The sequence below is a fragment of the Gordonia metallireducens genome (assembly GCF_021245825.1).
GTDB classification, from domain to species: domain Bacteria; phylum Actinomycetota; class Actinomycetes; order Mycobacteriales; family Mycobacteriaceae; genus Gordonia; species Gordonia namibiensis.
Map to the genome: position 1 here is coordinate 1 of NZ_JAJQJP010000024.1, position 26,212 is coordinate 26,212.

At 68.2% G+C, this 26,212-nt stretch carries 25 protein-coding genes, 2 tRNA genes and 1 pseudogene; 23 read left to right on the forward strand and 5 right to left on the reverse strand.

What is annotated here, in order from left to right:
- Nucleotides 1-86: 86 nt before the first annotated feature.
- Nucleotides 87-578, forward strand: a pseudogene (locus tag LQD00_RS07885) (radical SAM family heme chaperone HemW); the annotation flags it as partial.
- 8 nt (nt 579-586) lie between these two features.
- Here the strand turns inward: LQD00_RS07885 and LQD00_RS07890 are convergent.
- Nucleotides 587-1,090: a type II toxin-antitoxin system VapB family antitoxin gene (locus LQD00_RS07890; protein WP_232716623.1), complete on the reverse strand. Its 504-nt coding sequence runs from the start codon at nt 1,088-1,090 to the stop codon at nt 587-589.
- A gap of 106 nt (nt 1,091-1,196) precedes the next feature.
- On the opposite strand from LQD00_RS07890, the gene hrcA reads away from it, so the two are divergent.
- The 15 genes from hrcA (at nt 1,197) to LQD00_RS07965 (ending at nt 16,012) form a co-directional block, all read left to right on the forward strand.
- Nucleotides 1,197-2,231 carry a heat-inducible transcriptional repressor HrcA gene (gene hrcA / locus LQD00_RS07895; RefSeq protein ID WP_119033802.1) on the forward strand — a complete coding sequence of 345 codons (1,035 nt, stop codon included), beginning with the start codon at nt 1,197-1,199 and terminating at the stop codon, nt 2,229-2,231.
- Nucleotides 2,232-2,401: 170 nt separating this feature from the next.
- Entirely contained in the window at nt 2,402-3,568 is a 1,167-nt protein-coding gene (gene dnaJ / locus LQD00_RS07900; protein WP_119032750.1) for a molecular chaperone DnaJ, read from the forward strand.
- Nucleotides 3,565-4,314 (forward strand): 16S rRNA (uracil(1498)-N(3))-methyltransferase, encoded by a 750-nt coding sequence (locus LQD00_RS07905; protein ID WP_232716624.1) that lies wholly within the window; start codon nt 3,565-3,567, stop codon nt 4,312-4,314. The genes dnaJ and LQD00_RS07905 overlap by 4 nt, the downstream gene beginning before the upstream one ends.
- Nucleotides 4,311-5,105, forward strand: a complete 795-nt coding sequence (locus tag LQD00_RS07910; protein WP_232716626.1) for an alpha/beta hydrolase family protein — start codon at nt 4,311-4,313, stop codon at nt 5,103-5,105. The genes LQD00_RS07905 and LQD00_RS07910 overlap by 4 nt, the downstream gene beginning before the upstream one ends.
- A gap of 458 nt (nt 5,106-5,563) precedes the next feature.
- Nucleotides 5,564-6,031 (forward strand): hypothetical protein, encoded by a 468-nt coding sequence (locus LQD00_RS07915; RefSeq protein ID WP_232716627.1) that lies wholly within the window; start codon nt 5,564-5,566, stop codon nt 6,029-6,031.
- Nucleotides 6,032-6,175: 144 nt separating this feature from the next.
- Nucleotides 6,176-7,264: a PhoH family protein gene (locus LQD00_RS07920; protein WP_232716629.1), complete on the forward strand. Its 1,089-nt coding sequence runs from the start codon at nt 6,176-6,178 to the stop codon at nt 7,262-7,264.
- Entirely contained in the window at nt 7,261-7,842 is a 582-nt protein-coding gene (ybeY, locus tag LQD00_RS07925) for an rRNA maturation RNase YbeY (RefSeq protein ID WP_006865780.1), read from the forward strand. The genes LQD00_RS07920 and ybeY overlap by 4 nt, the downstream gene beginning before the upstream one ends.
- A 2-nt stretch (nt 7,843-7,844) precedes the next feature.
- Nucleotides 7,845-9,272 (forward strand): hemolysin family protein, encoded by a 1,428-nt coding sequence (locus tag LQD00_RS07930; RefSeq protein ID WP_119032748.1) that lies wholly within the window; start codon nt 7,845-7,847, stop codon nt 9,270-9,272.
- Nucleotides 9,269-9,613, forward strand: a complete 345-nt coding sequence (locus LQD00_RS07935; protein ID WP_006865782.1) for a cytidine/deoxycytidylate deaminase family protein — start codon at nt 9,269-9,271, stop codon at nt 9,611-9,613. The genes LQD00_RS07930 and LQD00_RS07935 overlap by 4 nt, the downstream gene beginning before the upstream one ends.
- Nucleotides 9,606-10,529 (forward strand): GTPase Era, encoded by a 924-nt coding sequence (gene era / locus LQD00_RS07940; protein WP_119032747.1) that lies wholly within the window; start codon nt 9,606-9,608, stop codon nt 10,527-10,529. Before LQD00_RS07935 ends, era begins: the two co-directional genes overlap by 8 nt.
- 56 nt (nt 10,530-10,585) lie before the next feature.
- Complete coding sequence (locus LQD00_RS07945; protein WP_232716631.1) at nt 10,586-11,992, forward strand: YhgE/Pip domain-containing protein; 1,407 nt, start codon at nt 10,586-10,588, stop codon at nt 11,990-11,992.
- A gap of 51 nt (nt 11,993-12,043) precedes the next feature.
- Complete coding sequence (locus LQD00_RS07950) at nt 12,044-13,900, forward strand: pyruvate kinase (protein WP_232716633.1); 1,857 nt, start codon at nt 12,044-12,046, stop codon at nt 13,898-13,900.
- A gap of 96 nt (nt 13,901-13,996) precedes the next feature.
- Entirely contained in the window at nt 13,997-14,812 is an 816-nt protein-coding gene (recO, locus tag LQD00_RS07955) for a DNA repair protein RecO (protein WP_035751313.1), read from the forward strand.
- Entirely contained in the window at nt 14,793-15,614 is an 822-nt protein-coding gene (locus LQD00_RS07960; RefSeq protein WP_119032743.1) for an isoprenyl transferase, read from the forward strand. Before recO ends, LQD00_RS07960 begins: the two co-directional genes overlap by 20 nt.
- Nucleotides 15,611-16,012, forward strand: a complete 402-nt coding sequence (locus tag LQD00_RS07965) for a hypothetical protein (RefSeq protein WP_006865788.1) — start codon at nt 15,611-15,613, stop codon at nt 16,010-16,012. The genes LQD00_RS07960 and LQD00_RS07965 overlap by 4 nt, the downstream gene beginning before the upstream one ends.
- Nucleotides 16,013-16,142: 130 nt before the next feature.
- On the opposite strand, the gene LQD00_RS07970 is transcribed toward LQD00_RS07965, so the two are convergent.
- The 3 genes from LQD00_RS07970 to LQD00_RS07980 all read right to left on the reverse strand — a co-directional run bounded on the left by LQD00_RS07970 (nt 16,143) and on the right by LQD00_RS07980 (nt 18,512).
- Nucleotides 16,143-16,574: a Fur family transcriptional regulator gene (locus tag LQD00_RS07970; RefSeq protein ID WP_006867916.1), complete on the reverse strand. Its 432-nt coding sequence runs from the start codon at nt 16,572-16,574 to the stop codon at nt 16,143-16,145.
- Nucleotides 16,571-16,942, reverse strand: a complete 372-nt coding sequence (locus tag LQD00_RS07975) for an ArsR/SmtB family transcription factor (protein ID WP_232716635.1) — start codon at nt 16,940-16,942, stop codon at nt 16,571-16,573. The genes LQD00_RS07970 and LQD00_RS07975 overlap by 4 nt, the downstream gene beginning before the upstream one ends.
- A gap of 73 nt (nt 16,943-17,015) precedes the next feature.
- Nucleotides 17,016-18,512: a M28 family peptidase gene (locus LQD00_RS07980; RefSeq protein WP_232716636.1), complete on the reverse strand. Its 1,497-nt coding sequence runs from the start codon at nt 18,510-18,512 to the stop codon at nt 17,016-17,018.
- Nucleotides 18,513-18,713: 201 nt separating this feature from the next.
- Between LQD00_RS07980 and LQD00_RS07985 the strand changes: the two genes are divergently transcribed.
- From LQD00_RS07985 to LQD00_RS08010, 6 genes are all read left to right on the forward strand, one after another.
- Nucleotides 18,714-20,099 carry a glycine--tRNA ligase gene (locus tag LQD00_RS07985; RefSeq protein WP_119032741.1) on the forward strand — a complete coding sequence of 462 codons (1,386 nt, stop codon included), beginning with the start codon at nt 18,714-18,716 and terminating at the stop codon, nt 20,097-20,099.
- A gap of 148 nt (nt 20,100-20,247) precedes the next feature.
- On the forward strand, nt 20,248-20,742 hold the full coding sequence (locus LQD00_RS07990) for a cold-shock protein (RefSeq protein WP_232716637.1): 495 nt from the start codon (nt 20,248-20,250) through the stop codon (nt 20,740-20,742).
- Nucleotides 20,735-22,051 carry a deoxyguanosinetriphosphate triphosphohydrolase gene (locus LQD00_RS07995; protein WP_232716639.1) on the forward strand — a complete coding sequence of 439 codons (1,317 nt, stop codon included), beginning with the start codon at nt 20,735-20,737 and terminating at the stop codon, nt 22,049-22,051. The genes LQD00_RS07990 and LQD00_RS07995 overlap by 8 nt, the downstream gene beginning before the upstream one ends.
- 208 nt (nt 22,052-22,259) lie before the next feature.
- Entirely contained in the window at nt 22,260-24,185 is a 1,926-nt protein-coding gene (gene dnaG / locus LQD00_RS08000; protein WP_232716641.1) for a DNA primase, read from the forward strand.
- 72 nt (nt 24,186-24,257) lie between these two features.
- Entirely contained in the window at nt 24,258-24,803 is a 546-nt protein-coding gene (locus LQD00_RS08005) for a dihydrofolate reductase family protein (RefSeq protein ID WP_119032737.1), read from the forward strand.
- A 38-nt stretch (nt 24,804-24,841) separates the two neighbouring features.
- Entirely contained in the window at nt 24,842-25,642 is an 801-nt protein-coding gene (locus LQD00_RS08010; RefSeq protein ID WP_232716642.1) for an alpha/beta fold hydrolase, read from the forward strand.
- 29 nt (nt 25,643-25,671) lie between these two features.
- Here LQD00_RS08010 and LQD00_RS08015 read toward each other — a convergent pair.
- A tRNA-Ile gene (locus LQD00_RS08015) sits at nt 25,672-25,745 on the reverse strand.
- 355 nt (nt 25,746-26,100) lie between these two features.
- Between LQD00_RS08015 and LQD00_RS08020 the strand changes: the two genes are divergently transcribed.
- Nucleotides 26,101-26,173 (forward strand) — tRNA-Asn (locus tag LQD00_RS08020).
- The last annotated feature ends 39 nt before the right edge of the window (nt 26,174-26,212 follow it).

A 26,212-nucleotide genomic window follows, 5' to 3' on the forward strand; every position in this document is an offset into this window, starting at 1 on the left:
GCTACGCCAACTGCACGTGGTGATCACCACCGCCACTCCCTGGGACCCGACCCTGGCGGGACCAACCCAGACTGCGGAGGTGAGCGCCGCCTGAACCCGACGACGTGCTCGCCGACCGCTACAAGATCCTCGATGATCGGTTGAGCGCCAACGGGTTCGGTTGGTACGAGGTGTCGAACTGGGCCCTCGACGACGCGGGCGCGTGTCGCCACAACCTCGCCTACTGGAACAGCTCGGACTGGTGGGGGATCGGCCCGGGCGCGCACTCCCACGTGAATGGCGTGCGCTGGTGGAACGTGAAGCATCCGGCGCGCTACGCGCAGACCCTCGGTGAGGGTGTGCTGCCCGCGGCGTCGTCGGAGCAGCTCACCGCCGAGGACCGCCACATGGAGGCGGTCATGCTCACCACGCGACTCCGGACCGGGCTCCCGACCGAACTCCTCGACGACGCCGAACGCGCGAACGCCGAAAATCTCTGTGCCGACGGCCTGCTCGCCGCGACGGGCGATGCCTACGTCCTCACCGACGCCGGCCGACTGCTCGCCGACGGCGTCATCCGCCGCGTGCTCTGGGATTAGGTCCGGGACTACCAGGGTCGTTCGGGGCGCGGCGGGCTCGTCCAGCCGGTGGACTGGCGTCCCCGACGATGCGCGCCACCGCCCCCGGGGGATTCGGGCGCACCCCGCGGCGGCCGGACCGGTTCGGGCGGGACGTCGACGACACGGGGGCGCGCCGGGATCTCGGCGGTGTCGTCGAGCTGCTCATCGAGAGGGCGTGCCCCCTCGGAGAGGTCGAGGGCGTCGAGGTCGAGGGTGCGTGCGTGGATGATGTTGCGGTTCCGCAGCGCAGAGCGCACCGCACGGTGGAGTCCGTCCTCGAGGTAGAGATCGCCCTCCCAGCGGACGACGTGTGCGAACAGGTCGCCGTAGAACGTCGAATCCTCGCTGAGCAGCTTGTCCAGGGCCAGCACCTTGGTGAGCGTGATCAGCTGATCGAGTCGCAGCTGTCGCGGCGGGATCTTGGCCCAGCCGCGCGTCGACAGCTTGTGGTCGGGATAGGGCCTGCCCTCCCGCACCCCCTTGAAGATCATGGAACCCCGCGCCGGTTTCGTAGTATGGAACGTACCCAGTATGGGACGTACCCCAACTCTATGGCCCAACCCCATGGACCGGGACTCGGATCAGGAGGTGTACCGCGTGTCCACAACGGATGACCGTCGATTCGAGATCCTCCGCGCGATCGTGACCGACTACGTCGAATCGCAGGAGCCCATCGGATCGAAGGCACTCGTCGAGCGGCATCAGCTCGGGGTGTCGAGCGCAACCGTCCGCAACGACATGGCGGTACTCGAGGCCGAGGGATACATCACCCAGCCGCACACCAGCTCGGGTCGTGTCCCCACGGACAAGGGCTACCGGATGTTCGTCGACCGCATCAGCGAGATCAAGCCGCTGTCCTCGGCGGAACGACGCGCCATCCTGTCGGTGCTCGACTCCGGCGTCGACCTCGACGACGTGCTGCGACGCTCGGTCAAGCTCCTCGCCCAGCTGACCCGCCAGGTGGCCGTCATCCAGTACCCGGTGCTGTCGGCGGCACGTGTCCGGCACCTCGAGGTCGTGTCGCTCTCGCCGTCGCGGCTGCTGCTCGTGGTGATCGTCGACAACGGTCGCGTCGAACAGCGCATGGTCGCGCTGAACGAGGACCACGACGAAGAGGACATCAGCCGTCTGCGTGACATGTTCTCCACGGCGCTGCACGGCAAACGCCTTGCCGAGGCGTCGGCGGCGGTGGCCGAACTCGCCAACTCCGCACCCGACGACATCCGGGGCGCGGTTCTGAACATCGCGACGGTTCTCGTCGAGACCCTCGTCGAACGCGGCGACGACCGCCTGGTGCTCGGCGGCACCTCGAACCTGGCACGGTCGGCCGCCGACTTCACGCCGGTCGTCGGCGGTATGGACACCGTCCTCGAAGCACTCGAGGAGCAGGTCGTCGTGCTCAAGATCCTCGCCACGACACAGGACATGGGCCAGGTCACAGTGCAGATCGGAGAGGAGACGCAGACCGAGAACCTGCGTGGGACCTCGGTGGTGTCCACAGGGTACGGTGCATCGGGAACCGTGTTCGGCGGCGTCGGTGTGCTCGGCCCCACACGGATGGACTATCCGGGAACCATCGCCTCGGTCGCAGCCGTTGCCAAATACATCGGTGAGGTGCTCGCCGAACGATGACCGCCGCCCCGGCGACGGACGTCAGGTGAGGGCCCCGAACCGGTCGGCGGCAGAATCGAGTGGTTCCACTGCGTACCGCGCGGACGTGCGTCCACACCGATGGCGCGCACCGCGTGGGCACCAACTGAGACCGCTTGGGTACCAATTGAGATTTAAGGATCACTACAACCGTGGCACGTGACTATTACGCAATCCTGGGTGTGGCGAAAGGTGCCAGCGACCAGGAGCTCAAGCGCGCCTACCGCAAGAAGGCACGCGAACTGCATCCCGACGTCAACCCCGGTCGGGAGGACGAGTTCAAAGAGGTCAGCACCGCCTACGAGGTGCTGACCGATCCGGAGAAGCGGCGCATCGTCGACGCCGGTGGCGACCCCCTCGCGGGTGCGGGCGCCGGAGGTTTCGGCGGATTCGGCGGTGGTGGCGGCGGCTTCGGCGACGTCTTCGAGGCCTTCTTCGGCAACGGCGGCGCCTTCGGCGGTGGCGGCGGTTTCGGGTCGGGGCGTGGACCCCGCTCGCGCGTCCAGCCGGGTGAGCCCGCACTCGTCAACCTCAAGCTCGATCTCGCCGAGTGCGCCAAGGGCGTCAACAAGGAGATCACCGTCGACACCGCGATCTTGTGCGATGTGTGCACCGGCTCGGGCACCAACGGCGACAGCAAGCCGATCGCCTGCGACACCTGCCACGGCGCCGGCGAGATCCAGTCGGTGCAGCGTTCGTTCCTCGGTCAGGTCATGACCGTCCGCGAGTGCCCGACCTGTCACGGCGTCGGCGAGGTCATCCCCGATCCCTGCCACAAGTGCGGTGGCGACGGTCGCGTGCGTTCGCGACGCACCATGACCGTCCGCATCCCGGCCGGCATCGAGAGCGGCATGCGCGTCCGGCTCAGCGGCCAGGGCGAGGTCGGCCCGGGCGGCGGTCCGGCCGGCGACCTCTATGTCGAGGTCACCGAACGTCCGCACGAGGTCTTCCTGCGCGACAAGGACGACCTGCACTGCACTTTGAAGGTCCCGATGGTCGACGCCGCGCTCGGCGCCGAGTTCGACGTCGAGACCATCCTCGGCGACCCGGTCACCGTCAAGATCGACCCGGGTACGCAGCCCGGCCAGGTGGTCAAGCTGCGCGGTCAGGGCATGCCGCACGTCAGCTCGGGTGTCCGCGGCACCCTGCACGTGCACCTCGACGTGGTCGTCCCGACCAAGCTCGACAACGCCCAGACCGACGCCCTCAAGAAGCTCAAGAAGGTGGCGCAGGACGAGATCGAGGTGGTCAACACCTCGGCGGCGGCCGCTCCGGGCGGGCTCTTCTCACGGCTGCGCAACGCGTTCGCAGGCAAGTGAGCCCACCGCTTTTCTGGGCGGACTCCGTCCCCGCCCCGGGTGCCGACCTGATCCTCAGCGGGCCGGAAGGCCGGCATGCGGTGACGGTTGCGCGCCTCGGGGTGGGGGAGCGCATCCTCGTCGGCGACGGCGCGGGATCGGTGGCCAGATGCGAGATCTGGGAGATCACCGGGAAAGACACGCTCGTCGCGTCGGTGCGTGAGCTCTCCTTCGAGGCGCGGCCCACCCCGCAGGTGACCCTCGTGCAGGCGTTGCCGAAGTCCGAACGATCCGAATTGGCCGTCGATCTCGCGACCGAGGCCGGTATCGACGTGATCGTGCCGTGGCAGGCGATGCGCTGTGTCGCACGGTGGACGGGCAAGGCGGAGAAGGGCGTTGCCAAGTGGCGGACCGCGGCGTCGGTTGCCGCGAAACAGAGCCGACGACCCTGGATTCCCGAGGTCACCGACCTCGCCACCACCATCGACGTCCGCGCGCGGTGCGCCGACGCGGTCGCGGCCGGCGGTGTGGTCGCGGTACTGCACGAGGAGGCCGCGCGGCCCCTCGCCGAACTTCCGCTCGCCGATGCGAGCGAGATCGTGCTCGTCGTCGGCCCCGAAGGCGGACTCGACGACGCCGAGGTCGCCGACCTGACCGCGCTCGGCGCCCATTCGGTGGTCCTCGGCCCGGAGGTGCTGCGTACCTCGACCGCGGCCGCGGTGGCACTGGGTGCGATCGGCGTGCTGACCGGACGGTGGTCGCGATGAGTGGTGTCCGACGCTGCGCCGTACGACGCACCAAGATCGAATACGGCACCGAGCCTTCACAATTCGGCCATCTCTACCTGCCTCGGGATGGTCTCGACCCCGCAACTCCGGCTCGGGTCGTCGTGCTCGTCCACGGCGGCTCGTGGGCGGTGGAGTACGGCTCGACGATCCAGACCGCGGTCGCGCGCACGATGGCCGAACGCGGTGCCGTTGTGTGGAACATCGAGTACCGCCGTGTCGGAGAGCCGGGCGGCGGGTGGCCGAACACCGGCCGCGACGTCGTCGACGCGATCCGCGCCCTCGACGGCCCGGTGCGGGATGCGCTGCAGGAGCAGGACATCGACCTCCGGGCGATCGACTTCTCGTCGGTCGGCGTCGTCGGACACTCGGCCGGTGGGCAGCTCGCGGTGTGGGCGGTCGGCAAACTCGGCGCGCGTACCGCATCGACCACCATCACCACCGTCGTCGCGCAGGCAGCGGTCCTCGACACCGTCTCCGCGGCGGACAAGGAGTCTCTGCGCGAACTGATGGGCCGGCCGTACAGCGAGTCGCCGCGCCGCTACGAAGAGGCGTCGCCCATGCTGGCGCCGGTCTTCGACGCGCACGTCGTCGCGATCACCGGTGACGAGGACGATCTCGTGCCCGACATCGTCAGCCGTCGCTACGTCGACGACGCCATCGCCCGCGGACAGTCGGCCGAACTGGTCGTCGTGCCGGGTGAGGGACATCAGGCGTTCGTCGACCCGCGCACGGGCTGTGCGCGGCAGACGATCCGGGTGCTGGGGATCTAGGATCTCGGCTCTCGTGGCTCGGCCCTTCGTGACTCGGCCTCTCGTGACCACAGGCAGGGTCGTCTGCCATGACTGACCGCTTCACACCGGTGCCCGAATGGGCGAGGCTCCGCGTCCGGACCCGCTGGACATATGTGGCCTTGGCCCTTTTCGGGGCTCTCGCACTCTTCTGGCTGTGGCAGCTGGGGCGAGCGCTGTCTGACGGCCGCTTCATGGATGCAGCCTTCTATGTGTGCGCGTCCGCGGCTTGCGTAGCGGTCGTCTGGGCGTCTGGGCTCGTGCTGAGGAACCGGGCGCGGTCCACCGCGGCTCCGGGGGCTGCCGAGGCGGTACCGGGCGGGATTCGGTTCGCGACATCACGTCGACTGCGGATGGCATATCGAGTGTCTCTGACGCTGATCGCGGTCTCCTCCGGTTTGTTCGCGATCGGGATGTGGTTGGGGCAGTTCGATTTTCCGATGAGTCCCGGACAGGCGACGGTCTTCCCCTGGATCGCAGCCGCGATCGCCGCATACTCCGCCATCGCCCTCGCCTGGTTCGCGACGGGACTCCTGCGATACCCGAGCATCGAGGTTTCGACTGACGGTGTGGACGTCACCGGGTTTCGGCTGAAGCAAACGGTCGAGTGGGACGACATCGCAGACATCGTTCCGCTCGCCGACGGCAAGAATCCGGAGATCGGCATCGTCCTGAGAGATCGGGCACGAGCCGACGTGGAGATCTTCTACCGGGGACCCTTCGCCCCGGGGTACATGCAGGCTCAGCGATCCGTCCGGATCACCGCCGATCTCTTCGCCGTCGGTGCCGCGCCACTTCTCGACTTCCTCGACTACTACGCATTCAGTCCGGAGGATCGCGTCGAGTTGGCGGATGGTCGAGCACTGCGCCGGTTGGCTGCGATGGGCCAACCGACACTCGACGGTTGACGGTCAGGAAATATTGCCTGCTGATCGGCCGTTGCATAGCGATACACTGGCCAGACAACTGTGCGTTTCCTTCAGTGAATCCTCACTGTGATTCAGCGGACGCGCGCAGGCCACAACCGCAGACCACCAGGAGTGATTTCATACGTGAGTGACGACAATCCCGACCCGAGCGGGCAATCCAGCCGAACGCAGCCGCGCCGGTCTGGGGTCACATCCACCGTCGAAGTCTCTCCCGGAGTGGTGTTCGGGCTGCTCGGTGCCAGTGACGTCAACCTTCGGACGCTCGAGCAGCTGCTTCCCGCCGACATCCATGTGCGCGGCAACCAGGTGACGCTGACCGGCGAGCCCGCCGATGTCGCCGCCTCCGAACGCGTCATCGCCGAACTCACCGACCTCGTCGGACGTGGCACCCCGCTGACCCCGGACCTCGTCCGGCACAGCGTGTCGATGCTCTCCGGCGGCGGCCAGGAGTCGCCCGCCGAGGTGCTGTCGCTGGACATCCTCTCGCGCCGCGGCAAGACGATCCGGCCCAAGACGCTGAACCAGAAGCACTATGTCGACGCCATCGACGACAACACCATCGTGTTCGGGCTGGGTCCGGCCGGTACCGGCAAGACCTATCTCGCGATGGCCAAGGCCGTGCAGGCGCTGCAGTCGAAGTCGGTCAACCGCATCATCCTCACCCGTCCGGCCGTCGAGGCCGGCGAACGCCTGGGCTTCCTGCCGGGCACGCTGAGCGAGAAGATCGACCCGTATCTGCGCCCGCTGTACGACGCCCTGCACGACATGATGGATCCCGAGGCGATTCCGAAGCTGATGGCCGCCGGGGTCATCGAGGTGGCCCCGCTGGCCTACATGCGCGGCCGCACCCTGAACGACGCCTTCATCATCCTCGACGAGGCGCAGAACACGACGAGCGAGCAGATGAAGATGTTCCTGACGCGCCTGGGCTTCGGCTCCAAGGTGGTCGTCACCGGTGACGTGACCCAGGTCGACCTGCCGGGCGGTGCGAAGAGCGGCCTGATGGCGGCGACCGCGATCCTCGAGGGCATCGACGACATCCACTTCTCCCGGCTCACCAGCCAGGACGTCGTGCGGCACCGCCTGGTCGCCGACATCGTCGACGCGTACGGTCGTGCGGAGGAATCCCAGCGCACCGGTGCACGGATCGACGCCGCGATCGGCGGCAACCGCGCGGCGCGTCGCGCGGCTTCTCATGGGCGTCGCTCATGAGCATCGAACTGGCCAACGAGTCGGGGGTCGAGGTCCCGGCCGAGCTGATCGTCGACGCCGCACGGTTCGCGGTGAATGCGATGGACGTGAACCCCGCCGCGCTGCTGTCGGTCCTGTGTGTCGACGAGGACACCATGGCCGACATGCACGTGCAGTGGATGGACCTGCCCGGACCCACCGACGTGATGAGCTTCCCGATGGACGAACTCGTCCCGGGCGGCCGTCCCGACGCCACCGATCTCGGTCCGGCGATCCTCGGCGACATCGTGCTGTGCCCCGAGTTCGCCCAGAAGCAGGCCCGCGAGGCGCGTCGCTCCTTCGAGCACGAGCTCGCGATGCTGACCATCCACGGTGTCCTCCACCTTCTCGGCTACGACCACGCCGAACCCGAGGAAGAGCGCGAGATGTTCGGGCTGCAGAACGAGATCCTCGACGCCTTCTACGCCGAACGGCACCGGCGCGCGCAGGAACAACGCCAGACCGACCGTGACTCGCGGTTGCTGTCGAACATCGGATTCACCGGGACCGAACAAGGGACCGGAGACGCGGGGACGACCGGACGGTCCGAGGAAGACTGAAAGTGTCCCACGACTATTGGTTCATAGTGGCCGCAGTCGTCCTGATCGCGCTCGGCGGACTGTTCGCCGCGGTCGACACCGCGGTGTCCACGGTCTCCAACGCGCGTGTCGACGACATGGTCCGCGAGGGCCGCGCCGGCGCCCGACGCCTCGCCATCATCCTTGACGCCCGCGCCACCTATGTGGGCCTGGTGGTCCTGCTTCGTGTGGTCTGCGAGACCGCGGCCGCCGCGCTCATCGCTCTGTCCGCGACCGAATGGCTCGGTGTCGGCTGGGGACTCGTCGTCGCCATCACCGCGATGACGGTCATCTCCTACGTCGCCATGGGCGTCGGGCCGCGCACCCTCGGCCGCCAGCACGCGTACACCATCGCGCTGTCGATGTCGTATCTGTTGTCGGCGCTGGGCATCCTGCTCAAGCCGGTGACCCGGCTCCTCATTCTCATCGGTAACGCGCTGACCCCGGGTCGCGGTTACCGAAACGGCCCGTTCGCCACCGAGATCGAGCTGCGCGAGGTCGTCGACCTCGCCGAGGCGCGGGGTGTGGTGGCCGCCGACGAACGCCGGATGATCCACTCGGTCTTCGATCTCGGCGACACCAGCGCCCGCGAGGTCATGGTGCCGCGGCCGGAGATGGTCTGGATCGAGGCCGACAAGAACGTTCTGCAGGCCACCAATCTCGCGACACGGTCGGGACATTCGCGTATCCCGGTCATCGGCGAGAACACCGACGACGTGCTCGGCATCGTCTACCTCAAGGACATGGTGCAGCGGACGGTCGCCAAACGCCTCGACCCGACCACGCTGCGCGTCTCCGACATCATGCGCGAGGCCGAGTTCATCCCGGACTCCAAGCCGCTCGACAAGGTCCTCGCCGATATGCAGCTCACGCGCAACCACATGGCGATCCTCGTCGACGAATACGGCGGCATCGCCGGGCTGGTGACGATCGAGGACGTCCTCGAGGAGATCGTCGGCGAGATCACCGACGAATACGACACCGACGAACTCGCGCCCGTCGAGGACCTCGGCGACGGCTCGTACCGGGTGTCGGCACGGCTTCCCGTCGAGGATCTCGGCGAGCTGTTCGACGTCGAGATCGAGGAGGAAGAGGTCGAGACGGTCGGTGGCCTCGTCGCCCTGGAACTCGGTCGCGTCCCGCTGCCCGGGGCCAGGGTCAAGTCCCACGGCCTGCAGCTCGTGGCCGAGGGCGGTCCCAACCGCAAGGGACGTCAACGCATCATCACGGTCCTCGTCACGCGCGTTCCCGGAACCGACGACGACGGCCGGGACTCGCACCGGCACGAATCGGCGAGCGGTCGAGGGCATTCCGGCCGGCAGGGTCGTCATGACCGCACCGCGGCCCGCGAACACGAGGACGAGGGCCATCGCAACAACCACGAGCAACCGACAGCAAGGATGAATCAGTGACCGAGACCCTCGCCGACGAGGATCAGAAGCTCGTGGTGCTCGCACGCGGAGCACTCGCACGCGCCGAGGCGCGTTCCGGAGCGGCCGTTCGTGACGGCGACGGCCGCACCTACGCGGGCGCCGAGGTCCGCACCAAGACCCTGACGCTCAGTGGCCTGCAGGTCGCCGTCGCCTCGGCGATCTCGAGTGGCGCCACCGCCTTCGAGGCCGCGGTGCTGGTCAACGGGGACGCCGACGATCCCGGTCTCGCGACCCTCCACGAACTGAGCCCACAGGCCTACGCCTACGTCACCGACGCCGCCGGCCGGCCGCAGCAACGACTCGGCGGCGCCGATGTCTGAGTCCGCCCCCGAATTCCGTTCCGGCTTCGTGTGTTTCGTCGGCCGCCCCAACACGGGCAAGTCGACGCTCACCAACGCGCTGGTGGGGGAGAAGATCGCGATCACCTCCAACCGGCCGCAGACCACGCGCCACACCATCCGCGGCATCGTCAACCGACCCGACGCGCAGCTGATCCTCGTCGACACCCCGGGACTGCACCGGCCGCGCACGCTGCTCGGCAAGCGGCTCAACGAACTGGTGCGCGACACCTACTCCGAGGTCGACGTGATCGGCGTCTGCATCCCGGCCGACGAGGCGATCGGCCCCGGCGACCGCTGGATCATCTCGCAGGTCCGCGAGATGGCGCCACGCACCACGCTTCTCGGTGTCGTCACCAAGATCGACCGGGTCGGCCCCGAACAGGTGGCCAAACAGCTCATGGCGCTGTCCGCACTCCTCGGCCCCGACGCCGAGGTTGTCCCCGTGTCGGCGAAGTCGGGCAAGCAGCTCGACGTCCTGAGCGACGTGCTCGTCAGCCTCATGGAAGAGGGCCCGGCGTTCTATCCCGACGGTGAGCTCACCGACGAACCCGAACAGGTCCTCATGGCCGAGTTCATCCGCGAGGCCGCCCTCGAAGGCGTCCACGACGAACTTCCGCATTCACTCGCCGTGGTGATCGAGGAGGTCATCGACCGCGAGGACCGGCGCCCGGACCAGCCGCCGATGGTCGACGTCCACGCGGTGCTCTTCGTCGAGCGGGACAGCCAGAAGGGCATCATCATCGGGCGCAAGGGAGCACGCCTGAAAGAGGTCGGTACAGTTGCGCGCGCACAGATCGAGCGGTTGCTGGGGACGAAGGTCTACCTGGATCTGCACGTGAAGGTCGCCAAGGACTGGCAGCGCGACCCCAAGCAGCTCCGCCGGCTGGGCTTCTAGACGAGAAGATTGACGGCACCGTCCTCGCGGACACGGGCCGCGGGGGAGGTACGTCGATGGGAACGCACGAGTCGCAGGAGGCCTCCGAGACAGGTCACGGAGCGCACGAGGCGCCGGAGATCGAGGAACCGACCGGGCGGACCATCGCCGGGGTGCTCGGATCGCCCCGGTTCTGGCTCGCTCCGCTGATCCTCGTCGCGGTGCTGTTCTCGCTCATGGCCGCGCTGTACATGTCGGCCGTCGTCGACCCGCAGCGCCACCTCCACGACTTCCCGATCGCCCTCGTCAACGAGGACTCCGGCGGCGAGGTGACCGGCGCCGACGGCAAGGCCACCAAGCAGAACATCGGCGACCAGGTCGCCGACGGCATCATCTCCTCGGCCGCCGACAACGGCATCGTCGTCCGGCGCACCGATCGGTCGACCGCCCTCGGCGAACTGAACAGCGGCAAGGTGTACGGCGTCGTCATCATCGGCTCGAACTTCACCAATCGCGCAGTCGCGCTGGGACGTTCGACGGTGCTCCCGGCGCAGCCGACGCGCCCCGCCATCGACATCTTCATCAACCGCGGGTCCGGCGCCTTCGCGTCGTCGATAACCTCGACCTTCGCCGAGCAGGTGACCACGCGGGTCAACGCCGAGGTCGGTCAGCAGCTGACCGCGCAGGTGCGCGATCAGCTCGACCGCAACGACGTCACGTTCACCGGTGCCGCCCAGCTCGCGCTCGCCAGTCCGGTGGCGGTCTCGGTGACGGAGCCGACGCCGCTGCCACAGGGCGCCGGAAACGGATTGTCAGCGTTCTACCTCACACTGCTGCTGGTGCTGGCCGGCTTCACCGGCGCGATGATGGTGAGCATCGTCGTCGACGGCATGCTGGGCCAGACGCCCATCGAGTACGGCCCGTTCTACCAACTCCGCGAACGCCTCGCGATCAGCCGCTGGGCGACGCTCGCCGCCAAGTGGACCATCATGTTCCTCGTCTCGGTGGTGCTCTCGACCCTGTTCATCGCGGTCGGCTCCTGGGTGGGTACGTCCCTGCCGAACGCCTTCGTGCTGTGGCTGATCTCGATCCTCGCGATCTTCGCGGTCGGGGTGAGCGCGAGCGCGATGATGGCCGTCTTCGGCAACGCCGGCCTGCTGTTCAACCTCGTGTTCTTCGTCGTGTTCGGCCTGCCGTCGTCGGGCGGCACCCTGCCGCTCGAGGCGAGTCCGCGGTTCTTCGAGTGGATCGCCGCGATCGAGCCGATGCACGTCATCTACCTCGGCGTGCGCTCGGTCCTGTACTTCGACGCCGACCTGTCCGCCGGGCTCGCGCGGTCGGTCATCCAGTGCTTCATCGGCCTTCTCCTCGGCGTGCTGCTGGGCATGCTCGGCACCAAGTACTACGACCGCAAGGGCTGGCACCGCTACCCGGGTGGCATGACGCTTCCGCCGAAGCTGGACAAGATCGTCAACGCGGGCTGAGCGGGTTTCGCGCTCCGCCCCCTTTCCGCGGAAACCTGGCACGGTGGATGCATGGGTACGTCGGTGGAGATGTCGATCGCGGAGATGTCGGCCGCTCTGCACGACCTGCGGGACGAGCTCGACCGTGCGGAGGAGCTCGCGGGGCCGCTGATCTCCGCGGTGGCCGAACAGCATCGGGAGAGTGCGCGCAACCTCGTGCACTACGTCACGGTGCGCCGCCGCGATCTGCGTCCGCTGCAGTCGTCGATGGCCGCCCACGGGTTGTCGAGTCTCGGCCGGATGGAATCGATCGTCTACTCCTGGATCGAGACGGTCATCGAGACCGTCGACGCCCTCGCCGAAGGCCGACGCAGACACCCGATCTGGGGCGACCTGTCCGGCGGCGTGCGCATTCTCGGCGCCAACCGAGACCAGTTGTTGGGCAGCGTGCACCCGGGTGGGGCCGACGACCTGACCGCCGACCGGCCGGGTGACGAGCACGGTGAACGAGCAAGTCGGGTGATGGTCACGATGCCCACCCAGGCCGCCGACGACCCGGATCTGGTGCGACGCATGGGCGAGGCCGGGATGGACGTGGCACGGGTGAACTGCGCCCACGACGGACCCGCCGAATGGGCGCGGATGATCGAGTCGGTGCGCGGACTTCCCGGGCGTGTGCGCGTCGCGATGGATCTGGCCGGACCCAAACTCCGCACCGGACCGCTCGAACCGGGACCGAAGGTCGTGAAGGTGAAACCCGTGCGAGCCGACGACGGGACCGTCGAACGCCGATCACGGGTGCGGATGACCACGACCCCGCCCGATCCCGATCAGGCCCTGCCCGACGGCATCGATGCGATCATCCCGGTCGACGACCTCGGCGCGGTGTCCGAGGGCGACCGACTCCGGCTTCGCGACGCACGCGGTCGCCGTCGCCGCCTGGACGTCGTCGAGGTGTCCGAAGCCGGGATCGACGCCGAATGCGACCGCACCGTCTACTACCGGACCGGGTCGTCGATCACGGCGAAACACGTCCGCGGTAAGGCTCTCGTGGTCGGGGACCTGCCGGAGAAGCGCCAGCATCTGCTGATCCGTACCGGCGACGAGATCCGACTCCAGCGTGACCTCGCGCCCACATCCGCGACCAGGGTCGGACCCCATCGCATCGGATGCGAACTCGGGGACGCCTTCGACGACGTCGAACCGGGGCACCGGGTGTTGTTCGACGACGGCAAGATCGCCGGACGCGTGCGCGAGAGACTCGACGACGAGATCGTCGTCGACGTCGAACGCGCGGGCCCGAAGGGTTCCAAGCTGCGAGCCGAGAAAGGCGTCAACCTCCCGGACACGACGCTGCACATCCCGGCGCTGACGCCCGACGATCGTGCGGCGCTCGAGTTCGTGGCGACTCACGCGGACATCGTCAACTACTCGTTCGTCCGGTCGCCGGGCGACGTCGCCGACCTCATCTCCGAACTCGAACGCCTCGACGCGCGCAACGTCGGGATCGTGCTCAAGGTCGAGACCCGCGCCGCCTTCGAATCGCTGCCGCAGATGCTGCTCGAGGCGATGCGATGGGATGCGGTCGGGGTGATGATCGCGCGGGGCGATCTCGCCGTGGAGGTCGGGTTCGGCCGGCTGGCCGAGGTGCAGGAGGAGATCCTGTGGCTCTGCGAGGCCGCGCACATTCCGGTCATCTGGGCCACTCAGGTTCTCGACGGCCTGGCGAAGAAGGGCGTTCCGTCGCGTGCCGAGGTCACCGACGCCGCGATGAGCCGCCGTGCCGAGGGGGTCATGCTGAACAAGGGCCCGTACATCGTCGAGGCCATCGAGGCGCTCACCTCGATCCTCGACCGGATGGGCGGCCACGTCGAGAAGAAGCGGTCGCTGCTGCGTCCCCTAACCTCGTTCGACATCGGCCCGCACTGACCCACTGCGCCTCGAGTGGCCCCGGGCTGGCGAAGGGGCGTGTCGAAAGGGCATGTCGGGGGCGGCGGTGTCGGTGGACGGTGGGACAATCGGCGGGTGAGGTTCTACCGGGATGAGGCCGTCGTGCTCCGCCAGCACAAGCTGGGCGAAGCCGACCGCATCATCACCCTGCTGACCGCGGAGCACGGGCTCGTGCGCGCGGTCGCCAAGGGGGTGCGCCGGACACGGTCGAAGTTCGGCGCCCGTCTCGAACCCTTCGCCCACATCGACGTGCACCTGTACCCGGGACGCAGCCTCGACGTCGTCACCCAGGTGCACAGCCTGCACGCTCTCACCGACGCGATCGTCGCCGACTACGGGCGCTACACGACGGCCTGCGCGGTCCTGGAGACCGCCGAGCGGCTGGCGGGTGAGGAACGCGCACCCACCCGCCAGCTGCACCGACTCACGGTGGGTGCGCTGCAGGCGCTGGCCGAGGACCGTCGGCCGCGGGAATTGATCCTCGACGCCTATCTGCTGCGCGCCATGTACAGCGCGGGCTGGATGCCCGCGCTGGAGGAATGCGCGCGCTGCGCCAACCCCGGTCCGCACCGGGCCTTCCACGTCGCCGCCGGCGGGGCGGTGTGCCTGCACTGCCGGCCACCCGGCTCGGCCACCCCGTCGCCCGGCGTGCTCGACCTCATGGACGCGCTGTTCCGGGGCCAGTGGGAACACGTGGAGGAGTCGTCGAACTCGCTGCGCCGCCAGGCCAGCGGCCTCACCGCCGCACATCTGCAATGGCATCTCGAACGTCAGCTCCGAACCCTGCCGCTCATCGAACGCACCGCGCCTCATAGGCTGATGGAAACGGGTGTCGAGCCAGTTGTGGATGACGGGGTGAGGAGAGTCGACGATGGCGTTGCGGCCGGGTAGTTCGTCGAAGGGGCGCAAGCCGACGAGCTCACGGACAGAGGTTCGTCCCCCGGATCCTCATCCCAGCGGAGCGCGACCCCCGGCCATTCCCGCCCAGTTCGTGCCCAAGCATGTGGCTCTGGTGATGGACGGCAACGGCCGCTGGGCCACCGATCGCGGACTGCCGCGCACCGAAGGGCACAAGCGGGGCGAGGCCGTCCTGATGGACACCGTCTGCGGCTGCATCGAATTGGGCGTCGGCTGGCTGTCGGCGTACGCCTTCTCGACCGAGAACTGGTCGCGCAGCCCCGAAGAGGTCCGCTTCCTGATGGGCTTCAACCGCGACGTCATCCGCCGACGCCGCGACGAGATGCACGAGATGGGTGTTCGTGTCCGCTGGGCGGGCCGCCGACCCCGCTTGTGGCGCAGCGTCATCCGTGAACTCGAGATCGCCGAGGAACTGACCAAGGACAACACCGTGATGACGCTGACGATGTGCGTCAACTACGGTGGCCGCGCCGAGATCGCCGACGCCGCCCGTGAGATCGCCCGTCGCGCCGCGCGTGGCGAGATCGATCCCGAGCGCATCACCGAGTCGACCTTCGCGCGCTACCTCGACGAGCCCGACATGCCCGACGTCGACCTCTTCCTGCGGCCGTCGGGGGAGCAGCGCATCTCGAACTTCCTGCTGTGGCAGTCGGCCTACGCTGAGATGGTCTACCAGGAGAAGCTGTTCCCCGACTTCGACCGCCGCGACCTGTGGGATGCCTGCCTGGAGTACGCCTCCCGCGACCGTCGCTTCGGTGGGGTGAAGCCGTCGTGACCGATGCCGCCGCATTGCTCGAACGTGCCGCCGTCATCGTGGCCGAGCTCGGACCCACCGACCGCCCCGACGCGGAATCCGTTGTGGTGCAGGTCGGTCCGACGCGCGCGTCGATCCGGGTGCTCACCCTTTCGGACGGCCTCGACGTTCTCGCCGTGACCCAGATGGTCGCCATGGACCTGCCCAACACCCCGACCCTGCGTGACGACGTCGAAGCCTTCGGCGCCCAGATGAGCTTCGGCAGCCTCCGCCGCTCGGATCCGGCCGGTGTCACCACGGATGTGTTGCAGTACTACACATTTCCCGCCGGACGACTCGACGACCTGCCGCTGCTGACGGTCCTGCACATCGTGCTCGCCGCCGGGGTCGACGCCGCCGAACGCCTGGTCGCGAAGTAGCTTTCCGGGCGCACGTCCCGAATCCGCCCCTGAGAAAGACCCTCCACAGGGCGCTCGTTGACATATCGTCGTCGGTTGCGCTGTAGAGGGCGGATTTCGGGGGCGGTTTTCGTCGCGTGGCGTCGCGACGTCAGTTGTGCTGGCAGCCCTGGCAATCCGCGCACAGGCCGAACACCTCGACCGTGTGGTTGATGTCGGTGAAGCCGTGTTCGGCAGCGATGGTCGCGGCCCACTTCTCGACCGGGTCGGCCTGCACCTCGACGGTGGTTCCGCAGTTGCGGCACACCAGGTGATGGTGGTGTCCCGACGAGCAGTGGCGGTACCGGGTCTCACCGGACCCGTCCCACAGGACGTCGATCTGGCCGGCCTGGCTCAGGGCCTGCAGGTTGCGGTACACGGTGGTCAGGCCGATGGACTCGCCTCGGCCCTTGAGGATCTCGTGGAGTTCCTGGGCCGAGCAGAAGTCGTCGGTGCCGGCCAGGGCATCGGCAATGGCCGCGCGCTGGCGCGTCGAACGGACTCCGGTGACCGGCTGCGGACCGGACGCCTCGACGCCGGTCATCCGGACGCCACCGACGGGCCGCGGTTGGTCTCGTTGGCATGGACCAGGGCGTCGACGACGATGTGGGCGACGTGGTCGTCGAGCAGTTCGTAGGTGATCTCGCGGCCGTTGCGGTGGCCGCGGACGACGCCGGCGTCCTTGAGGACGCGGAGATGCTGACTGACCAGGGGTTGGCTCAGGCCGAGGTGTCCGACGAGTTCGTGCACGCACTGCCCGCGTTCACGCAGCGAGAGCACGATCGCGACGCGGGTGGGGGAGGCGAGGGCGCGCAACAGGTCGGCCGCGGCCTCCCGTGCGGCGGCGTCGGAGTCGTCGGCCGGTCCGGATGCGCCGAACCGACCGGACCCCTCGATGGGTTCAGCCGACATGTCACTCCTCCCGGACCGCTCACAACACTGCCGCCATTCTAACGGAAATGGTTTTCAATCAGCGACGGCGGAGTCAGCCCTCCTCCCGCTGCCGCCGATCGATCGCCGGAACGCCGTCGGGACCGTTCGTCGCCAGCGCGTAGGTGGCCACCGCGTGGGCGACCGCGGCGGCGTTGACGCCCAGCAGTTCGGTGTCGACGTTGTCGATGGTGTCGCGCGGGCTGTGATAGTTCGGGTCGAAGGCTTCGCCGGCCTTGCCGCCCCACATCTCGGCCTCTTTCTCGGTCTTCCGCCGTTCGGCACCGGTCGCCACGCCGCCGGCGGGGATGCCGACCGCGATGAACGGGCCGTAGTCGGATCGGCCGTCGAAATCGACCGGACCCAGCGGGATTCCGCGGTCGGCGTAGAACTTCGCGAAGACGCGTTCGATGCCGTCGGAACCGGCGGGACCCGCCGGAGCGCCCTTGCGTTCGGAGTCGTCTCCGTCGTAGGTGAAGTACCCGCCGTTGGGTGAGGCGAGCATGTCGAAGTTCAGGTACAGCGCGAGGGCACGACGCCCGGCGGCATCGAGGCCGCCGACGTACTCGGTGGACCCGAGGAGGCCGTCCTCCTCGCCGCCCCAGAACGCGAAGCGCACCCGCTGGGGCACGCGGGGTGACGACCCGAGGCGCAACGCCGTCTCGAGGACCGCCGAACTGCCGCTCGCGTTGTCGTTCATGCCGGGGCCTTCGGTGACGCTGTCGAGGTGGGCGCCGGCCATCACGACGTCGTCGGGCGTCCCGGTGCGGGTCTCGGCGATGACGTTGCGGGTCGTGACCGGGGTGGTCTCCGCGTCGACGGACAGGCGCAGTTGCTCGGCCTCGCGCACCTGGGCGGCGTCGTCGCGGGCCACGCCGAGAACGGGTATGTCCGGCACGTCGTCGGTGTCGAGGGTCAACCCGAACGGCGGTCCGTCCTCGTTGTTCACGATGACGACCCCGACCGCACCCGCCGACTCTGCGTGGCGCGCCTTGTCGGTGAAGGTGCAGGTGCCGCGGGTGATCACTGCGAAGGACCCGCGCACCTCGGCCGGGAAGTCGGCGGGTGCGCATCCCGTCGCTGCCACTGTCACCGGCTTCGCGGTGACCGGCTCACGGGTTCCGACCGAGTACTCGAGCACGTGGCCTTTCACGTCGCGGCCGTCGGCGGAGAATTTCACCGGCCCGAGGTCGAAGCGCTTGTAGCCGAACTCCGGCGTGGTGACCTCGAACCCGGCCTCACGCAGCTGTCCCGCGACATAGTCGACCGAGGCGTCGTAACCGGGGGTCCCCGACGCGCGTGTCCCGTCGTGGTTGTCCGCGATCTGCTGAAAGGCCCGAACGTGCCCCATGACGCGGTCGAGGGTGACCGCGTCGGCCAGCCCGGCCGAGGTGACCTCGCCGACCGGCGGTTCGACGGCCGGCGTCGACACCGGCGCCGAGGTGGCGCTGCGCACCGGGCTCTCGGTGCGGTCGGCGGAACAGCCGGCGAGAAGGGTCACCGTCGCCGCGGTGGCGGCGACGACGGGCAGCAAGCGTGCTCGAGAAATCACCCTGCCACTGTGACAGTTCCGACGGGACGGCATCGTGGGTGGCGGTGGACGGCCGGCCGAACCGACTGGTTTCGTCGAACGGATGCCCCGCTCGGTAGTCTGTAGGGGTTGCCGTGCGCTCGCCCGACCCCACCCGGTCGCCCGCGCACGAGCAGGACAGTACGAAGCCGAACACCTTCAACCCGTGGAGAGCAGTTAACCGTGGCCGCCCAGTCCAAAGTGGAATCCGTCGTCAACCTCGCCAAGCGCCGGGGTCTGGTCTACCAGTGCGGTGAGATCTACGGCGGCACCAAATCTGCCTGGGACTACGGCCCGCTCGGCGTCGAGCTCAAGGACAACATCAAGCGGCAGTGGTGGCGGAACATGGTCATCAGCCGCGAGGACGTCGTCGGTCTCGACTCGTCGGTCATCCTGCCGCGCCAGGTCTGGGAGGCCTCGGGCCACGTCGAGGTGTTCTCCGACCCGCTCGTCGAGTCGCTGCACACCCACAAGCGCTACCGCGCCGATCACCTGATCGAGGCCTATGAGGCCAAGCACGGCCACCCGCCGGAGAACGGCCTCGCCGACATCAACGACCCGGAGACCGGCCAGCCCGGCAACTGGACCGAGCCCAAGGCCTTCAGCGGTCTGATGAAGACCTTCCTCGGCCCCGTCGACGACGAAGAGGGCCTGCACTACCTCCGCCCGGAGACCGCCCAGGGCATCTTCGTGAACTTCAAGAACGTGATGACCACCGCGCGCAAGAAGCCGCCGTTCGGCATCGCGCAGATCGGCAAGAGCTTCCGCAACGAGATCACGCCGGGCAACTTCATCTTCCGCACCCGCGAGTTCGAACAGATGGAGATGGAGTTCTTCGTCAAGCCGGGCGAGGACGAACAGTGGCACCAGTACTGGATCGACCAGCGCTTCGACTGGTACGTCAACCTGGGCATCGATCCGGAGAACCTGCGACTCTACGACCACCCCAAGGAGAAGCTGTCGCACTACTCCAAGCGGACCGTCGACGTCGAGTACAAGTTCGGTTTCGCCGGCAACCCCTGGGGTGAGCTCGAGGGCGTGGCCAACCGCACCGACTACGACCTCTCCACCCACAGCAAGCATTCCGGCGAGGACCTGTCGTTCTTCGACCAGGCCACCGGCGAGCGCTACACCCCGTACGTCATCGAGCCGGCAGCCGGTCTGACCCGTTCGCTGATGGCGTTCCTGTGCGACGCCTACACCGAGGAAGAGGTGCCGAACGCCAAGGGCGGCACCGACACCCGTACCGTGCTGCGCCTCGATCGTCGCCTCGCGCCGATCAAGGTCGCGGTGCTGCCGCTGTCGCGCAACGAGAAGCTGTCGCCGAAGGCGCGCGACCTCGCCGCCGAGCTGCGCAAGCACTGGAACGTCGAGTTCGACGACGCGCAGGGCATCGGCAAGCGCTACCGCCGCCAGGACGAGATCGGTACGCCGTTCTGCGTGACCGTCGACTTCGACACCCTCGACGACCAGGCTGTGACCGTGCGTGAGCGCGACACCATGAGCCAGGAGCGCGTCGCCCTCGACAAGGTCGCCGAATACCTCGGCGGCAAGCTGCTCGGCGCCTGATCGGACGCCGCCACACCCGGCATCCGGGTGTGGCGGAACGGTCACGATTCCGCCTGACCTGCGGATGTCTGTCACAATTGATGGCGAGTTGTCGCGCGGAGTAGGGCATGGGGTCCGTCGTGCGCGCGACGAGAGAGTGAGTGGAGTCGTGTCTGTCAGCGGGAAAGTCGTTCATTACGACGCAAATCGGGGATTCGGGTTCTTGGCGCCGGAGTCGGGCGGTGCCGATGTGTTCCTTCACATCAACGACATCGACATCGACGAGAACTCGCTGAAGCCCGGTGCGAAGGTGACGTTCGACGTCGAGGAGACCGATCGCGGTTCCAAGGCGATCAACGTCGCCGTGACCGAGGCGGCTCCGGCCGACGATGCGGCAGGTGCGCGTGCGCATCGTCGCGACGAGCACCACGGTCGGAACGACCGCGGGGACCGGGGCGACCGGGGCCACCGTCGTGACGACCGTGACGACCGCGGCAGCCGACGTCCGCGCGGCGGCAGCGGATCGCTCGACTCCGGTGCATTCACCGAGGAGCTGACCGAACTGCTCCTCGACGCCGACGACGACCTCACCGCACGCCAGATCGTGGCCATCCGCCAGCGGGTCACCGATTTCGCGGTCGGCCGGGGCTGGGTGCTTGACTAGCACCCAATCCGGTTCCGGCGCCGCCGGCCATGTCCTCCCGGCCGTGGCCGCCTACGGCGACGAGGCCGTCGAACGTTATGTCCCCGAAGGTGCCAAGGTCGCGAGTCTCCCCGGCACCCGAACGGATCATCGCAGTGATTTCGCGCGCGACCGTGCGCGCGTGCTGCACTCGGCCGCGTTGCGTCGGCTGGCCGACAAGACCCAGGTCGTCGGCCCACGCGAAGGCGACACCCCGCGTACCCGGCTGACCCATTCACTTGAGGTGGGTCAGATCGGGCGCGGTATCGCCATTGGTCTGGGTGCCGAGCCCGACCTCGTCGAGCTAGCCGGCCTCGCCCATGACATCGGGCATCCCCCGTACGGGCACAACGGGGAACGGGCGCTCGACGAGGTCGCCGTCGACTGTGGTGGCTTCGAGGGCAACGCGCAGAACCTCCGCATCCTGACGCGGCTGGAACCGAAGCTGCTCGACGCCGACGGCGTCAGTGCGGGCCTCAACCTGACGCGCGCGTCGCTCGACGCAACGCTGAAGTACCCGTGGACTCGTCGCAGTCCGGGCGGCAAGTTCGGCGCCTATGACGACGACGCCGCGACGCTCGACTGGGTTCGTCGAGGTGCTCCCGGGACCCGGAAGTGCATCGAGGCCCAGATCATGGACTGGTCCGACGACGTCGCCTACTCCGTGCACGACCTCGAGGACGGCGTCATCGGCGGTCGCATCGACCTCCGCAGCCTCGGCGACCCGCAGGATCGTCGGGAGATGGCCGAGATCGGCGCCAAGGAGTTCCCGGGTCTCGACCCGGAGGCGCTCGTCGACGCGGCTCAGCGACTCTACGAGATGGACATCGTGCGGGCGGTCGGCGTCTTCGACGGCACGCTCGACTCCTATGTCGCCCTCAAGAGACTGACCAGTGAGCTGATCGGTCGGTTCGCGTCGGCGGCCATCACCGGCACCCGTGCGGTGGTCGGGGACCGGCCGGTGTCGCGCTACGACGCCGACCTCGAGGTGCCCCCGCTCATCGCCGCAGAGGTCCCGATGCTCAAGACCATGGCGCTGCGGTTCATCTTCTCCAACGAACGCCACAAGTCGACCCAGCAGCGGCAGCGGGAACGTATCCACCGTGTCGCCAACTGGTTCGTCGAGGCCGCTCCCGGCGGACTCGACCCGATCTTCGTGCCGTGGTGGAACGCCGCGACCGACGACGCCGGCAGGATGCGGGTCATCGTCGACCAGATCGCGTCGATGACCGAGGGTCGGCTGGAGCGCACCGACAAACAGAACTCCGGGGCGCAAGCGCACCTGGGGTGAGGACGGTTTCGGCCCGGCGTCGAAAAGCGCCCCCGAGATACGCCCTCCACAGGGGCGCCGACGACATAGTGCGATCGGCGCGGCGCTGGAGGGCGGTTTTCGGGGGCGGATTTCAGTCCGACGACCCGATGCGGCGTCGTAGTGCCCGGACGCGGGTGCGTGTTGAGTGCCCGGGCGGCCCGGCTGCGGGTGTCACTACACTGGACACGTGGCAGGCCGAATTCCCGATCGTGACATCACGGCGATCCGTGAGCAGACGAGGATCGAGGACATCGTCGGCGACTACGTCGCACTGCGCCGCGCCGGTGCCGACAGCCTCAAGGGACTGTGCCCGTTCCACGACGAGAAGTCACCGTCATTCCACGTCCGCCCCAATCACGGCCACTTCCACTGCTTCGGCTGCGGTGAGGGAGGCGACGTCTACAGCTTCCTGCAGAAGCAGGAGCACATCAGCTTCGTCGAGGCGGTAGAGCAGCTCGCCGATCGCCTCGGCTACCAGATCAACTACGAGGGTGGCGGGACCGCGATCAAGCGGGACCGTGGCACGCGCGCCCGGCTGGTCGCCGCCAACGCCGCCGCCGCGAAGTTCTACCAGGAGAAGCTGCAGACCCCGGAGGCGCAGGCCGCGCGGGACTACCTGTCAGAGCGCGACTTCGACGCCGCGGCCGCGATCCAGTTCGGCTGCGGATACGCGCCCGCCGGGTGGGACACGATGACCAAGGCCTTGCTGTCGCAGGGATTCGAGTTCAGTGAGCTCGAGGCGGCCGGGTTGTCGAAGCAGGGCCGCAAGGGTCCCATCGACCGATTCCATCGCCGGCTGCTCTGGCCCATCCGCAATCTCGGCGGCGACATCATCGGCTTCGGTGCCCGCAAGCTCTACGACGACGACAACCTCGGCAAGTACATGAACACGCCGGAGACCATGCTGTACAAGAAGTCTCAGGTGTTGTTCGGTCTCGACCACGCGAAGAAGAGCATCGCCAAGGGGCATCAGGTGGTCGTGGTCGAGGGTTACACCGACGTCATGGCCATGCATCTCGCCGGCGTCACCACTGCCGTCGCCTCGTGTGGCACCGCCTTCGGTGAGGACCACCTCGCGCTGATCCGTCGTCTGATGATGGACGACTCGTACTTCCGCGGCGAGGTCATCTACACCTTCGACGGAGACGACGCCGGAAAGGCCGCCGCGCTCAAGGCTTTCGAGGGTGAGCAGTCCATCTCGGGCCAGACCTTCGTGGCGATCGCCCCCGAGGGCATGGACCCGTGCGAGCTCCGGCAGGCCCGGGGTGACGCCGCGGTCCGCGACCTCATCGCGCGCCGGGTTCCGATGTTCGAGTTCGCGATCAAGACGCTGCTGACCGAACACGACCTGGACACCGCCGAGGGGCGCGTGCACGCCCTGCGCGACACGGTCCCGGTGGTCGCTCGCATCAAGGACATCGCGCTGCGCGACGAGTACGCCCGACAGCTCGCAGGCTGGGTCGGCTGGGAGGAAGTGAGCCAGGTCCTCGGTCGGGTGCGCGAAGAGGGCGCGAGGATCCGGAAGGCGAAGGGCGGCGGGGATTCCGGGCGCGGTGGTCGGCGCGGTGCTCCCGCACGCAACCGGCCGGAGGCGGAGGCCGCACCGACGTCGGCACGCCCCCAGCCCAACGACCCGCGGCTGTGGCCCCAGCGCGAAGCACTCAAGGCTGCGCTGCAGTACCCGGCGATCGCCGGCACCGTCTTCGACTCGCTGCCCGTCGAATGCTTCGACGAACCGGCTTATGCCATTGTGCGCCAGGCGATGATCAGCATCGGTGGCACGTCGTCGGGCCTGGGTGGGGCCGCCTGGGTCGACTCCGTGCGCAACGCCGTCGACGACCCGGTCATCGATCCGCTGGTCACCGAACTCGCCGTCGAGTCGATGCCCGTCGACGAGGACAACATCGCCCGCTACATCACCAGCGTCCTCGCCCGCCTGCAGGAGGTGTGGGTCGGTTCCCAGATCGCCGACATCAAGTCGCGTCTCCGCCGGATGGCCCCGAGTGACGACCCCGACGGCTACAACGCCGTATTCGGCGATCTCGTGGCCCTGGAGGCCTACCGCCGCAGCCTCCTCGAGCAGGCTCTCGACCCGACGGTCGACGTCGGCTGAGCCACTCGTCGCGATGAGTTCTCGTCGTTCGCCCGGTCTGTACATCGACCGCATCTGAACGGAGAACACGACATGGCGACGACGATCTACTCGGCAGCGGCATCGCTCGACGGCTTCATCGCCGGTCCCGGCGGCGACATGTCCTGGCTGACCCGGTTCTTCGGCGAGGACGCCGCCGAGAGCGGCGACAGCACGGCCGCTCTGCGTCTGCGGGAGGGCACCGGCTCCCTGCTGGTAGGCAATCGGAGTTTCCGCGGCGACGACCCGAACAAGGGGACGGACCGCGAGGGCGCTTTCGAGGGTGAATTTTCGGGACCCACAGTGGTTCTGACGCACAACCCACCCGTGGAACCGGAGGCGGGCGTCACGTTCGTCTCCGACCTGCACCGCGCCGTCGAGGAGGCCAAGCGCCTGGCGGGCGATGGGTACGTCACGGTTATCGGCGCCGACGTCGCGCGTCAGATGATCGACGCCGGACTACTCGACGAGGTCCTGCTCTTCCACGTCCCGGTATTCCTGGGCGACGGGGTCCGGGTCTTCGACCGTCCCGGCGGCGGGGAGGTACGCCTGACGCGTATCCCGGGCGAGACCGAGTTCTGGTGCCGCGTCGAGAGGTGAGCGGGATCGGGTGTCGCGCGGTGTGAGAGCCTGGATTCATGACGACGGTGTCGATCGGCGATCTCACGGTGAACTACTCGGAACAGGGGAGCGGCGAAAGTTCCTCGACGCCAATTGTTCTGGTGCACGGACTGGGCGAGGACAGTCGTAGCTGGGCGCACACGCAGCGCGACCTCGCCGACCTGCACACCTACGCCTACGACCTCCGCGGCTTCGGCTCGACGACGGTCGGGGAGGCCGACGGAACCCTGGACCAGCTCGGACGAGATCTCGTCGGGTTTCTCGAGACGGTGACCGGTCCCGCGATCGTGGTCGGCTTCTCCGCCGGCGGGACTATCGTGCTGTGGGCCGCTGCCGAACGGCCTGACCTGGTGAGCCGCGCCGTCGTCCTCGGCACCTCGTCGGTGGTGGGACGGGCCGCGGCCGAGTTCTACACCCAGCGCGCCGATCAGGCCGCTGACACCGCCACCGACGAGTTTCGCGGCGCGATGCGCGACGACACCGTCGCCGGACTGGTCTCCGCTCACGATCGCGTCGACGAGGTCACGGCCAGGAGGCTCGAGGCAGTCGGGGAGGGCGCAGGCTATGCGAACGCAGCACGCGCGATGGCCGGGGTGCGCGAACAGCCCCTGACCCCACGGCTTTCCGATATCCGGCAGCACGTCGACGTCGTCGCTGCCGATCGTGACGCGCTGTGTCCGGAGAAGGCCGCGAAGATGATCGTCGACGGCCTGGCGGACGTGACCTACCGCGTGATCCCGGACGCCGGGCACCTGATGAACGTCGACAACCCGGCCGCCGTGACCGCCGCATTGCGCGAGGCGATCGTCGGCGCCTAGGCGTCGGCGAAAGATCTCGTCACCGTTTGTGGGGAGTGCGGGGCTCGAACCCGCGACCTACGGATTATGAGTCCGCGGCTCTAACCGACTGAGCTAACTCCCCATGCGGGCACCTGGCCCGCGGGAGGAGATTACCGCACGGTCTCCCGGCGGCTGCAGCCTGCTGCGGTGCGAAACCGCGCGCAGCCGATGGGCGTGGTTCGGGAGGGGTGGATCGACGCGGAGCGGCGGTCCTGCGTGGAGAGAGGGGCGCCGCCCAGTCCGATGGTGCTCGTGCCCGGCAGCATCGACGTAACGGTCGGCATCCCCAGACGCCATTCCGAGTGCGAGGCATCGCCGCGAACTGCCACGGCCGTCTCGTCGCTGACCTGCCGTTTTGTTGTAGGGCGGCGGCATGCGCTAGAGTCTGTCCTCGGTTCGAGTGAAGCGCTTTCGGCGCCGAACGAGGGCCAGAGCAATCCCCCATAGCTCAATTGGCAGAGCATTCGACTGTTAATCGAACGGTTACTGGTTCGAGTCCAGTTGGGGGAGCAGAACGAGGAGCCCGCCCCTGCGAACGCAGGCGGCGGG